The 11,907-nt window shown below is 61.2% G+C and carries 15 protein-coding genes; 6 read left to right on the forward strand and 9 right to left on the reverse strand.

All coding sequences use genetic code 11. The features are described from left to right. Positions 1 to 15: 15 nt before the first annotated feature. A complete protein-coding gene (locus DEJ54_RS18290) occupies positions 16 to 483 on the forward strand; it encodes a MaoC family dehydratase (protein WP_113156391.1) in 468 nt (155 codons plus the stop codon). Beyond that, positions 480 to 959 (forward strand): MaoC family dehydratase, encoded by a 480-nt coding sequence (locus DEJ54_RS18295; RefSeq protein WP_113155819.1) that lies wholly within the window; start codon positions 480 to 482, stop codon positions 957 to 959. Before DEJ54_RS18290 ends, DEJ54_RS18295 begins: the two co-directional genes overlap by 4 nt. On the opposite strand, the gene DEJ54_RS18300 is transcribed toward DEJ54_RS18295, so the two are convergent. The 7 genes from DEJ54_RS18300 to DEJ54_RS18330 form a co-directional block, all read right to left on the reverse strand. After that, complete coding sequence (locus DEJ54_RS18300) at positions 949 to 2,937, reverse strand: S8 family serine peptidase (RefSeq protein ID WP_113155820.1); 1,989 nt, start codon at positions 2,935 to 2,937, stop codon at positions 949 to 951. The two genes, DEJ54_RS18295 and DEJ54_RS18300, sit on opposite strands and share 11 nt — an antisense overlap. 84 nt (positions 2,938 to 3,021) lie before the next feature. Then, a complete protein-coding gene (locus DEJ54_RS18305) occupies positions 3,022 to 3,573 on the reverse strand; it encodes an adenine phosphoribosyltransferase (protein WP_113155821.1) in 552 nt (183 codons plus the stop codon). A gap of 185 nt (positions 3,574 to 3,758) precedes the next feature. Further along, complete coding sequence (locus tag DEJ54_RS18310) at positions 3,759 to 4,583, reverse strand: cytochrome c1 (protein WP_113156392.1); 825 nt, start codon at positions 4,581 to 4,583, stop codon at positions 3,759 to 3,761. Positions 4,584 to 4,612: 29 nt separating this feature from the next. Continuing rightward, the gene (locus DEJ54_RS18315; RefSeq protein WP_113155822.1) at positions 4,613 to 5,899 is read right to left on the reverse strand and encodes a cytochrome b/b6; all 1,287 of its coding nucleotides are present in this window, start codon (positions 5,897 to 5,899) and stop codon (positions 4,613 to 4,615) included. Positions 5,900 to 5,922: 23 nt separating this feature from the next. Continuing rightward, positions 5,923 to 6,486 carry a ubiquinol-cytochrome c reductase iron-sulfur subunit gene (gene petA / locus DEJ54_RS18320; protein WP_113155823.1) on the reverse strand — a complete coding sequence of 188 codons (564 nt, stop codon included), beginning with the start codon at positions 6,484 to 6,486 and terminating at the stop codon, positions 5,923 to 5,925. A 267-nt stretch (positions 6,487 to 6,753) separates the two neighbouring features. After that, the gene (locus DEJ54_RS18325) at positions 6,754 to 7,509 is read right to left on the reverse strand and encodes a bifunctional 2-polyprenyl-6-hydroxyphenol methylase/3-demethylubiquinol 3-O-methyltransferase UbiG (protein ID WP_113155824.1); all 756 of its coding nucleotides are present in this window, start codon (positions 7,507 to 7,509) and stop codon (positions 6,754 to 6,756) included. A gap of 117 nt (positions 7,510 to 7,626) precedes the next feature. Continuing rightward, complete coding sequence (locus tag DEJ54_RS18330) at positions 7,627 to 7,944, reverse strand: DUF6665 family protein (protein WP_113155825.1); 318 nt, start codon at positions 7,942 to 7,944, stop codon at positions 7,627 to 7,629. Between the two features lie 95 nt (positions 7,945 to 8,039). Here DEJ54_RS18330 and DEJ54_RS18335 point away from each other — a divergent pair, with 95 nt between their 5' ends. Further along, on the forward strand, positions 8,040 to 8,672 hold the full coding sequence (locus tag DEJ54_RS18335) for a LysE family translocator (RefSeq protein WP_113155826.1): 633 nt from the start codon (positions 8,040 to 8,042) through the stop codon (positions 8,670 to 8,672). 102 nt (positions 8,673 to 8,774) lie between these two features. Here the strand turns inward: DEJ54_RS18335 and hemF are convergent, their stop codons facing one another. Next, entirely contained in the window at positions 8,775 to 9,689 is a 915-nt protein-coding gene (gene hemF / locus DEJ54_RS18340) for an oxygen-dependent coproporphyrinogen oxidase (protein WP_113156393.1), read from the reverse strand. Between the two features lie 119 nt (positions 9,690 to 9,808). Here hemF and DEJ54_RS18345 point away from each other — a divergent pair, with 119 nt between their 5' ends. Continuing rightward, positions 9,809 to 10,066 carry a hypothetical protein gene (locus DEJ54_RS18345; protein WP_113155827.1) on the forward strand — a complete coding sequence of 86 codons (258 nt, stop codon included), beginning with the start codon at positions 9,809 to 9,811 and terminating at the stop codon, positions 10,064 to 10,066. Positions 10,067 to 10,246: 180 nt separating this feature from the next. On the opposite strand, the gene DEJ54_RS18350 is transcribed toward DEJ54_RS18345, so the two are convergent. After that, a complete protein-coding gene (locus tag DEJ54_RS18350; RefSeq protein WP_113155828.1) occupies positions 10,247 to 10,693 on the reverse strand; it encodes a tRNA (cytidine(34)-2'-O)-methyltransferase in 447 nt (148 codons plus the stop codon). Between the two features lie 297 nt (positions 10,694 to 10,990). Here DEJ54_RS18350 and DEJ54_RS18355 point away from each other — a divergent pair, with 297 nt between their 5' ends. Beyond that, the gene (locus tag DEJ54_RS18355; RefSeq protein WP_113155829.1) at positions 10,991 to 11,248 is read left to right on the forward strand and encodes a hypothetical protein; all 258 of its coding nucleotides are present in this window, start codon (positions 10,991 to 10,993) and stop codon (positions 11,246 to 11,248) included. A gap of 89 nt (positions 11,249 to 11,337) precedes the next feature. Beyond that, entirely contained in the window at positions 11,338 to 11,883 is a 546-nt protein-coding gene (locus tag DEJ54_RS23270; protein ID WP_162742341.1) for a hypothetical protein, read from the forward strand. Positions 11,884 to 11,907 lie beyond the last annotated feature (24 nt).

An 11,907-nucleotide genomic window follows, 5' to 3' on the forward strand; every position in this document is an offset into this window, starting at 1 on the left:
GAACAGGAAGCAATAATGACAGACAAGAAGTGGGCGTTCGAGGATCTTGAGCCGGGACTGACAATCCCGTTCGGCGAGAAGACCGTGAGCGCAGAAGAGATCATCGCGTTTGCAAGACAGTTCGACGCGCAACCCATGCATCTGGACGAAGAAGCTGGCAAGGCCAGCATACTGGGCGGTCTGGCGGCCTCCGGCTGGCACAGCTGCGCCATGTTCATGCGGATGCTCTATGACGCGTTTCTGGTCGATTCCACGTCTCAGGGCTCGCCCGGCATCACCGATGCGCGCTGGAAGCGCCCCGTCATCGCCGGAGATACGCTCAGCGGCCAGACAACGGTGCTGGAGCGCCGTCCGCTCAAATCGCGCCCGGGCATCGGCCTGGTGACGTTTCGCCATCTGGTGACCAACCAGCGCGGTGAGACGGTGATGGAGATGGAGAACCCGATCATGTTCAGGATGCGTGCGACGGGAGCGGCAGCATGAGTATCGACCGCTTCCTGAGGCTTGGCGAAACCGTGACGCTGGGCACGCACACATTCAGCGCCGAAGAGATCATCGCCTTCGCCCGCGCCTATGATCCGCAGCCTTTCCACACGGACCCGGAAGCCGCACGCGACAGCGTGTTCGGACGCCTGTGCGCCTCTGGCTGGCACACCTGCTCCATGTGGATGCGCTACAATCTGGAAGCCATTGAGCGCGACGCCCATGGCGCATGGGACGGCCCCGGCGAGAAACCCGAATTCGGCCCCTCCCCCGGCTTCTCCAACCTGAAATGGCTAAAGCCCGTCTTTGAAGGCGACACGATCACCTTCACCCGGACGGCAACGGCGCATCGTCCGCTCGCCTCACGCCCCGGCTGGCATCTGGTGACGCTGATGGCCGCCGCCTGCAATGGCGACGGCGAAACGGTGATGCAGTTCGACAACGGCGTTCTGATGAAGGCCGCAGTCAATAGCTGACCGACAGGCCGAGCGAAACCTGGTGCTGATTGCCGGTCCCGTAAAACGCGCCGGCATAGCCAATTCTGGCGGACGCACCGGTTTCCGGCAAATTCAGATCCAGCTTCGCCGCGATATCAAGCCTGTCACGCCCCACCCCTTCGGCCCGCGCTTCCAGCACACGGCCCAGAAGCGTGGTATCGACGGCGAAAGCGCCCGGCTTGAGAACACGCGTGTAAGCAAGTTCCAGTCCCGGCTCGACCTCCCAGCCCGCCAGACCGAACCTGCCGGACAGGCGGATGCCCGGGCCGGTTTCAACCGTGGTGGTGCGGCCGGCGCTCACATTCTGACCGAGCAGTTCCAGCCCCGTTTCATGTGCCGGCCCAAAGCGCTGGGTGATCCCCGACAAATGAGCAAAGAGCGTTGCGTCTCCCCAACCGGAAGTCTGACGATACCCGGCCTCGATCGTTCCGAAACCACCATGGGCGACATTGTGTGACTGCGCCACCGGTTGGCGCAGCGCGGTCACCGTGCCGGCAAGGCCCGGGATGGTGCGCCGCGTGTGGGTCTGGCGGAAACGACTGACGCCCGCGCTGGCCCGCAGGCGCCAGTCGCCAATATCCCAGGTCCCATAGGCGAAACCATGCACGCCTTTCGCATGCGCGGTGTTGGCAGTGGCACGCTCACTGGTGCCCACCTCAGCGTAGCCAACGCCAATGCCGGCGGTAACATTGACCTGATCGATCAGATCGACCCCCGTGTAGAGCGTCCTGATGCTCGCTCGCGCCTCTGGAAAACCGGGTGAGACGGAAGTTCTGGAATGCAGGAAACTGCCACTCACCCAGAGCCGGTCGTTCAACGGTGCGCGCCGCCGCATGGTGTCAAAAGGCGCGCGTGCCGCCTGCGCCATCGCCATGTGCCTGCTTCGGGAAGCAGCGGCAAAGATACTGCGCCCGGCCGGGGAAATGGTTTCCGTCAGATTGCCCAGGTCAAGCAGGCCCCAGCCGAAAACCGGATCGACGCCCGGATCACCGATATCTAGCGCGGTGCGAAGGATCAGCTTGCGTATGTCGCGCGTATCAGCCTGCGGAAACATCTGACGCGCGATTGCGAGCCCGCCGGTGACATGCGGTGCAGCCAGCGAAGTGCCCATGCCGGAGAGATAACCTCCCCCTGTCCGGGCCGCATAGATGCCATTTGATGCACCGGCCTCTCCGCCAGGCGCGGCCAGACACCAACGGGCGGCGAAGCCGCATTTGTTGGCATAGTAAGCGAGCCGCCCATCCGCATTGACTGCGGTGACAGCAAGCGTGGTGCTTTCCAGTTCAGGAAAGACAAGCGGGAGGCTCGGAAGAAGCGCAACAGATTCGCGGCCATGATTGCCCGCCGCCCAGACTGTCAGGATCCCCGCACGGGCGGCTTCATGCACCGCGAACAGAGTGTAAGGCAGAGGGCTGAGAACCCGGGGATCATCGCCGGGGTACAGAGGCACATAAGTCTCCAGCCCGAACGAAGCATTGATGAGGTCGACATTCATCTCCAGCGCATACATGAAGGAGAAAGCGAATGTGAGGTCGAGAGGGTCGGACTGCGACAACTGAACGGATACGAGAGTGGCGTGATAAGCCACACCATGCATACCGTTTCCGTCCCTGTTACCGGCCAGAACACTCCCCACCATCGTGCCATGTCCAACAGGGTCACCGCTGACATACATGGGGCCACGAAGATCAAACGACCCCCATGAAACCCGCCCGAAAAGCTCTTGGTGAAGAGCGTCGGCTCCGGTGTCGAGCAAGCCGACCAGGATGCCCCTGCCCGTGAACCCGGCCCTGTGAGCCGTGTGGGCATTGATCCGGGCAAGCCCCCACTGAGCATCGGTTTCCGCGTCACCCGTCGAGCCGACCGGGAAATGAATGACAGCCCCCTCCTGCGCCAAACACGCAGTGGAGAGCTCTCCGCCAATAGCGAAGAGCACCAACAAAAAAGACAATCTCATCTATATATATCTAAATTATAATATAATTAAATAAAAACAACTCCTTATGACGATATACTGAAAAACTTCAAGGAACAACAGTATTCAATCGCCTTCGAAGGCGATCAGGGTATGGACGTCGACCCCAAGCGCTTCGAGCTTGGCGCGGCCGCCCAGGTCCGGCAGATCGATCACGAAGCAGGCTGCGACGATTTCCGCACCCATCTGGGTCAGAAGCTTCACCGCGCCTTCGGCGGTGCCACCGGTGGCGATCAAGTCATCGACCAGAAGAACCTTCTCGCCCGGCTTCACCGCGTCCTTGTGCATCTCCATCTCATCGATGCCGTATTCGAGGCTGTAGGCCACGCGCACGGTGTCGTGCGGCAGCTTTCCCTTCTTGCGGATCGGAACAAAGCCCGACGACAGCTGGTGCGCCATGGCGCCGCCCAGAATGAAGCCACGCGCCTCAATGCCGGCGATCTTGTCGATCTTGGTGCCGGCATAGGGGTGCACCAGCTCATCTACCGCACGGCGGAAGGCGCGCGCATTGCCCAGAAGCGTGGTGATGTCGCGGAACATCACGCCGGGTTTCGGATAGTCCGGGATCGTGCGGATTGCGGAAAGAAGGGTTTCCTGAAGTGTCTGCGAAGCTGCCATGTGCCCTGCCCTGTTTCGCCTGATTGTCCGCTTCACCTTCAGACAGAACGGTGAAACGATAGGTGGTCTGCTGTTGCCCTGTCTGCGCGAGATCAGGCCTTTTCACCTGACTGTAAACTGCATCATCGCGCAAAAGAAAAGGGCGCCGGCGGCGCCCTTTCAAATCTCTTTATGTGGCCGGCGCGTCAGTGTGCGTCAGACCAGATCTTGCGCTTGGTCAGGTAGACCAGACCGCCGAAGAGCAGCAGGAAGATCATGACCACGAAGCCCGTGGACTTGCGTGCTTCCATGTGCGGCTCGGCTGCCCACATCAGGAATGCGGAGATGTCGCGCGCATACTGATCGACCGTCTCGGGCGCACCGTCATCATAGGTCACCATGCCCTCGGAGAGCGGCGGCGCCATGGCCAGCGAAGCCGAGGAGAGGAAGTACGGGTTGTAGTAGGTGCCAGCCGGAACTTCGTGCCCTTCGGTATCGTCACTGTAACCGGTCAGCAGGGCGTGGATGTAATCCGGGCCTGCCTCGGCATACTGGGTGAAGATGTCGAAGACGAAGGTCGGGAAACCACGCTCGACAGCGCGCGCCTTGGCAATCAGCGAGAAGTCCGGGGGGACTGCACCGCTGTTGGAGGCGGCCGCCTGCTGCGGGTTGGCGAACGGAGCCGGGAAGCGGTCCGACGGCTTTGCCGGGCGCATGAACATGTCGCCGGCATCGTCCGGGCCGTCCTCGACCTCATACTCGGCTGCAATCGCACGCACCTGGGCGTCGGAGTAGCCGAGATCGGTGAGGTTGCGGAACGCCACAAGATTCATCGAGTGACACGCCGCGCAGACCTCGCGGTAGACCTTGAAGCCGCGCTGCAGCTGGCCCTTGTCGTAGGTGCCGAACGGGCCGGCAAACGACCAGTCCTGCTCGACCGGCTTCTTGATCGGGAACTCGGCGGCATCGGCTGCCGTAGCGACAGCCAGACCGAGACCGAGCGCGGCCAATCCGTTGAGGACGTTCTTCATTTCGAAAATCCCTTTGCGCATTCTCTCGCTCAGCCCTTTGCCTGTTCGGTGGCCGGCGCGCCGGCGGAGGACTTCTTCTCAAGCACCGCTTCCGTGATGGAATTGGGCAAACGGCGGGGCGTCTCGACCAGACCGAGAACCGGCATGATCACGATGAAGAAGGCGAAGTAGTACAGCGTCGCACCCTGTGCCATCGCCACGTAGATGCCTTCTGCCGGACGCGAGCCGAGCCAGCCGAGGAAGACGGCGTTCACGACGAAAAGCCAGAAGAAGAGCTTGAACCACGGACGGTAGACAGCCGAACGAACCTTCGAGGTGTCGAGCCAGGGCACGACAAACAGGACTGCGATGGCGCCGAACATGGCCAGAACGCCGCCCAGCTTGGAGTCGATCGGTCCGATGTTGAAGGTGATCGCACGCAGGATCGCGTAGAACGGCAGGAAGTACCATTCGGGAACGATGTGCGCCGGGGTCTTCAGAGCGTCAGCCTCGATGTAGTTGTCGGGGTGCCCCATGTAGTTCGGAATGTAGAAGACGAAGTAGGCGAACAGGAGCATGAACACGACCATGGCGAACGCGTCCTTGACGGTCGCATAGGGCGTGAAGGCCACGGTGTCGGTCTTCTGCTTCACTTCGATGCCGGTTGGGTTGGTCTGACCGGTCACATGCAGCGCCCACACGTGCAGGACGACAACGCCGGCGATCATGAAGGGCAGCAGGTAGTGCAGCGAGAAGAAGCGGTTCAGCGTCGGGTTGTCGACGGCGAAGCCACCCAGAAGCAGCTGCTGGATCCACTCACCCACCAATGGAATGGCGGTGAAGAAGCCGGTGATGACCGTTGCGCCCCAGAAGCTCATCTGGCCCCACGGAAGCACGTAGCCCATGAAGGCGGTCGCCATCATCAGCAGGTAGATGATGCAGCCGAGGATCCACAGCATCTCGCGCGGCGCCTTGTAGGAACCGTAGTAGAGGCCGCGGAAGATGTGCACATAGACGGCGATGAAGAACATCGACGCGCCGTTGGAGTGCAGGTAGCGCAGCAGCCAACCGGAGTTGACGTCGCGCATGATCTTCTCGACGGAAACAAAGGCAACTTCGGTGTTGGCCGCATAATGCATGGCCAGCACGATGCCGGTCACGATCTGCGCCACCAGCATCAGCGAAAGGATGCCGCCGAAGGTGTATGCATAGTTGAGGTTGCGTGGCACCGGATAGGCCACGAAAGAATCATAGACCAGACGCGGAAGCGGCAAACGCGCATCCATCCAGCGGCCGAGGCCGGTCTTGGGCGTATAGGTCGAATGTCCAGCGCTCATTGAAAATCCCCTCTCGCCAAGCCTTAGCCGACCTGGATGACGGTGTCGGACACGAATTCAAAAGTCGGAACCGCCAGGTTTTCTGGAGCCGGACCTTTGCGGATGCGGCCAGCGGTGTCGTAGTGCGAACCATGGCACGGGCAGAACCAGCCGCCGAAATCACCGGCCTGGCCGAGCGGCACGCAGCCCAGATGGGTGCAGACGCCAACCATGACGAGCCAGTTTTCCTTGCCCTCGCCCGCCGAGCGGTCGATGTCCGTCGCCGGTGCATCGGCAGCAATGTTGGCATTGCGTGCGATCGGGTCCTTGAGGTCGGCCAGAGCAACAGCCTTGGCTTCCTCAATTTCCTTCTCAGTCCGGTTGCGGATGAACACAGGCCGGCCGCGCCATTTCACGGTCAGGGACATGCCGGGCTCAACGCCGGACACGTCTACCTGAATAGACGCCAGCGCCCGGGTGGACGCATCTGGCCGCATCTGGTCGATGAACGGCCATGCGACGCCGGCGATGCCAACGGCACCGGCAACGCCTGTGGCGACATAAAGAAAGTCACGCCTTGTATGTTCGGTCGAATCGGTAGCGCTCACGGGACTGCGATCCTTTCACCTCAGTTCGGCCGGTCGGGAAGCCTCATTGCACCTCAAACACGGGCATTTCACCACGCATGGCAAAACTGCCCGGTTCTACCCCCGGCATTTTTCGATGGTTTCTATGCGCCACGCAGGAACTTGTCCAGACGGGGGCGGCTTTAGATGGCAGATTGTCGCGGGTAAAACACAATGAATAAAGGTGAGTAAAAAACTCTTATTTTTCAACGAACGCGCTTCCCACCATCCTGACACCTGCCGACCAGATCACGCGCCGGCGACCGCCTCGAAGGTGAAGCTGACTGCCTCAGGCCCCGGCTTCTCATCGGTGCAATAGTCGCCATGGACGCGAATTTCCTTGAAACCCGCGGCTTTCAGGGCGAGTTCCATCTCCAGAACACCCCATAGGCGCAGATGGAAGAGCTGCAGCTCACTCGCCACGAGAACGTCATCGCGCCACTGCTCGTAACGCAGGTGGGAAAGCATGGTCTGGCGCTGAAAGCAGGTTTCCACACGCTGTTCTGACAGTGTCAGAAGACTGTCCCCGTCGCGCCAGTGACGGGCTGTGCGTGAGGTATCGGCAAGCGAAGCAAGCGGATCGAGATCGAGCAGCAGGCGTCCGCCGGGACAAAGAGCCTCATGGAATCGCCGAAGGACGCCAAGTGCTGCCTCCGGCTCCGTGACAAGCTGGAACGAACCGGCGGGAATGATGATGGCCTCAAATCGCTCAGGGTAGGAGAACGTCTCGAAGCGCTGGATATCAACCGGCGCCGACAGCCCTCTCTTCGCGCACTCCGCCCGGCAATGGGCGACCATCTCGTCCGACGCGTCGAAACCACGGATATCGAAGCCAGCTTCAAGAAGCGGAATCAGCACCCGGCCATTGCCGGCCGCAGGCTCAAGGACGGGACCGCTGCAACCTGCCAGACGATCACGATAAAACTCGATATCGCCGAAGGAGCGGCCAATGGGCTTGTCGAGGTGATAGACCCAGGAGGCCAGCGTGCCGTACCGGTTTTCCATTGCGCAATCTCTTCTGCCTGCATCTGTTTGCAGACCGGGACTGCCATCGCAACGCGGCAACGGCAAGCGGGCCAGAATGCGGGATTCGGCAGGCCAGAGGCGGATGCGGCCTGGTTGTCAGGTCGCGCCCAATCGGGCCAGAACCCTGCCCGGGATGGCCATGTCCTTGATGACATCGTCATGCCTGCGCAATCCGCACAATTCGCGCTGAATGAAATAGCCATGAACCGCATCGGCAGCCGCGTGAAGCAGGCGGTCGAGCGCCTCCACATCACTCTCATCCGCCTCGGAAAGCCGCGCCAGCGCCTTCTCGACCCGCCGGCTTGCATGCCCCAGAGACGACGCCTGCTCTGCGGCGATCTCGTGCTGCAAGACCGTGTCGCCACTCAACGGGTGAGGCACGAGGCCGGTGATGGAACTGGGCATCTTCAGCATGGGGCAGCGCGGCTCCACCGTTGATGGACAAAACGAAGGACTGCCTTCTATATAGCATCACACCCAGTCCCGCATGAACCGACAAGGTGACCCTGATGACACTGTTTGAGCTTGGAACCTTCACTCTCGTAGCAGCGCTTCTCGTCGTGTCACCCGGCCCCAACGGGGTGCTGATCGCCAAAACCGTGCCGACTTCCGGCAAGGCGGCGGGCTTTGCCAATGTCGCGGGCTTCTTCGCCGCGTTCTATGTGCACGGCCTTCTTTCCATTCTGGGCATATCGATCATTCTGGTGCAGTCGGCCCAGCTCTTCTTCATCGTAAAAATGCTGGGCGCGGCCTATCTCTGCTATATCGGGATCAAGGCCCTGTGGCAGGCATGGCGCGGTCTTGCGGCACCGCACTCCATCACCCCGGCCAAGAGGCGGCGCACGCTCGCCAAGGCGGGGCTCGAAGGGTTCCTGACCAACGCGCTGAACCCCAAGGTTTCAATGTTCTATCTCGCCGCCTTTCCGCAGTTCATTCCGGCAAGCGCGGATGCAACGTCCTGGGCGTTTGCGCTGGTGGCGATCCATTCGCTGCTGAACGTGCTCTGGTTCTCGGCGCTCGTGCTCCTGTTCTCGAGCATGAAGTCGCTTGGCGGCAGCGCCAGCATGCAGCGCTGGCTGAAAGCCGTGACCGGAACGGTGTTCGTCGGGTTCGGGCTGAAACTCGCCACCATGCGCCCCTGAAGAAAACGGACGGGCCGGCTCCCGTCAGGAACCCCACCCGCCCCATATTCTTGGCGAAAGATCACGCCAGCCCGCATCGCATGACTGAGCGGCCAGCTACGGCTAGGGCCACTTCACCTCTGGCGGCATGCTGGACAGGATGGAGTTCACATTGCCGCCGGTCTTCAGTCCGAAGATCGTGCCACGGTCATAAAGCAGGTTGAACTCGACATAACGGCCCCGGCGCACGAGCTGCTCTTCGCGGTCGGCCTCAGTCCAGTTGGTGTTGAAGTTCTTGCGCACCAGATGCGGATAGGCGACGGCAAAGGCGCGTCCCACATCGCGGGTGAAATCAAAGTCGGCCTGCCAGCCGCCCTTCTCGTCCGGCGTCTTGAGCCAGTCATAGAAGATGCCGCCCACGCCGCGCGGTTCCTTGCGATGCGACAGGTAGAAATACTCGTCGCACCAGGCCTTGTATTTCTCGTAGTCGACAATCCCGGCATGACGTTCACACACGAACCGCATGGCCTTGTGAAAGGCCACGGTGTCGGGGTCTTCCTGCGAACGACGACGGTCAAGCACCGGGGTCAGATCTGCGCCGCCGCCAAACCACTGGCTGGTGGTCACCACCATGCGGGTGTTCATGTGAACGGCCGGCACATGGGGGTTCTGGGGATGGGCGATCAGCGAAATGCCGGAGGCCCAGAAGCGGGGATCCTGCTCCGCGCCCGGTATCTGCTTGCGGAACTCGGGAGAGAACTCGCCATGAACCGTCGAGACATGGATACCGACCTTCTCGAAAACGCGGCCATGCATCATCGACATGACGCCCCCGCCGCCTTCACCGCCGTCGCGCTCCCAGGGCGTGCGCTCGAAGCGGCCCGGCATGCGCGTGGACAAAGGCCCGGTCAGCTCATCTTCAAGATTTTCAAAGGCTGAACACAGCTTGTCGCGCAGTTCTTCGAACCAGGCGCGCGCGGCTGCTTTTTTTTCTTCGATATCGTCCGGCAATCCGGTAGGGAGTTCTGGTCTTTCCATCATCATTCCTTTCGCCCGATCCTACGCAACGCCGCAGGAAACGGACAGCCCCACAAATGACTCGCATTTTTCAACAGCGTTGCCTAAGCTTCTTATCAATCGGGTCAAGGAGTTCTTTCGTGCGTGTGCCCGCAAAACCACCCCTGGAAGGGCTGAAACGCAGCCTCGACAAACATCGCGCAAGGACGGGTCGTCTGCCACGCGACGGATTTCTACGGGAGAGTTTTGCACTGCCGCGCGCGCAGGCCCGCGACAAAGCGCGCGAATGGCTGGAGCGCTGGCCCAAGCAGGCTTACTGGACAGAGATCGAAAGCTGGTGTGAACGCCCCGGCGACATGATCGAGTTCACGATGCGCCGATTACCAAGCGCCGACTGACCTCCCGCCTCTTCCATCCAAGATTTCAGATATACGTGACGGCCTGTTTCAGACTGCGTTTCTGAACAGCATATGCGCGCCTCGCGGCTATTGACTTAAAGTCGGCTTGAACCCGTAGGCAGCTCTTTCCGAAGCCAAGGAAAGAGCCCGATGCAGCGTGAAACGCCCCAGGATGATGACCTATCGCAGCTGCCTGAGCGCCTCGCCGGCGGCCATCGCGGCCGTCATCGCAAGGTTGAGGCTGCGCGCGCCCTCTTTCATGGGAATGGTCAGCCGCACATCGGCGGCGGCGTGGACGGCTTCCGGCGCACCGGAAGATTCCCGACCGAACAGAAGAATGTCGCCATCGGCATAGGAAAAGTCCGTGTAACCCGCCTCGGCCCGGGTGGTGAACAGGATAAGACGCCGGCCCTCGCGCTTGCGCCAGAGCTCGAACGTTTCCCAGGACGGATGGCGGGCGAGCGCGGCGCGCTCAAGATAATCCATCCCCGCGCGCTTCAGATTCCGGTCGGAGAGATCAAAGCCGGCAGGCTCGATCAAATCGACCGTGAAGCCAAGGCAGGCGGCGAGACGGAGAATGGCGCCGGTGTTTCCGGGAATGTCTGGCTGGTAAAGCGCGATACGCATGCGGCTGTGTCTCTCGACATGGCTGAGTGTTGCCTTCCGGACACAGCTGAGGACGTGTCGACCGAAAGGCGTAATTACGGGTGGCGGGTCGCTGCAACTGTGGGTATAAGCCCGCCATTGTCAACGCGAACCGAAGGAGAAAGGCATGACAATGTATCGACATCACATGATCTGGCTCCTCGCCGGTGGCCACAAGGCCTGACGGCGGACTCGGTCCGGCACGCTCCTACAACATTTCAAGGCAGCTACCCATCGCAGTCCGTCGGGATTTCCTCCCGCTCCCCAAGGACGTTCGCGATGCACAACCGCTTCCCCCGGCGGCCAAACGGCCGCAATGACGATTTTTTCGTTCCACAACTGGACCCCACACGCCCTACCCTGCAGGACCGCAGGCTTGAAGCGTGGGCGCTGACCCTTGGTGTGAAAACGCCCCTCATCCATGAGGACCGGACGCAACGGCCGCATCGCGGCCAATTGCCGGATATCGACCTCGGACAGGTCGCGCCGGCAGCGCGTATCGGCCTGATGGCGAAACTGAAACGGCTGTTGCGATGAGGAGCGCCTGCCCCTCTTCGCACCCCTCATTTCCCGCTTCGCACACCTGCGGAGCGGGCACGATCACGCATGCGCCGACACAACCGCAGATGGCAGCAGAGAAAACGCGTCCTCTGGTCAAGCCCGAACAACACGGTTATAAGGTGCATCCCATCAACGAAAACCGCTGGAGGCGGCAATGGACAACAAGATGCTTACCTCCTTCGCTGGCCTGCGCCCGTACATCGCGGCGCCATGCCAGGCCTGACGGCGGCTTTCGTTCTTCAGCTTTTCTAAGATTACCAAAGCAGTTCACGAGCGAATCCGCCGACCGTTTCTTCCGGTTGACACATGGGATTTGCATCATGACTGCACGCTTTCCAAACGGACGCACCGCGTCTCAAGATAACAAGATTTCAGGCACCGATCCGGCCGCCACCGCGCTTTTGCGCGGACATGACAGCGCTCCTGCCACGTCTCTTTCAGGAGCCTTCAAGGCCGCTCTCGGAACCCAGGCGCAGCCACCGCGCACAAAACCGCACGACCAAAGCGGCGGCACGCCTCCGCCCATCCTGAATACCGGCTCCATGAAGGAGCCAGGCAATAAACGCGCAAACCGGCCTGCGGCATCCATGCCGCGCAAGGGCCACATCTAGTCGAACGCATTTGCTTTTCCGCCA

Origin of the sequence: Nitratireductor sp. OM-1 (genome assembly GCF_003296175.1) — a bacterium.
Classification (GTDB): domain Bacteria; phylum Pseudomonadota; class Alphaproteobacteria; order Rhizobiales; family Rhizobiaceae; genus Nitratireductor; species Nitratireductor aquimarinus.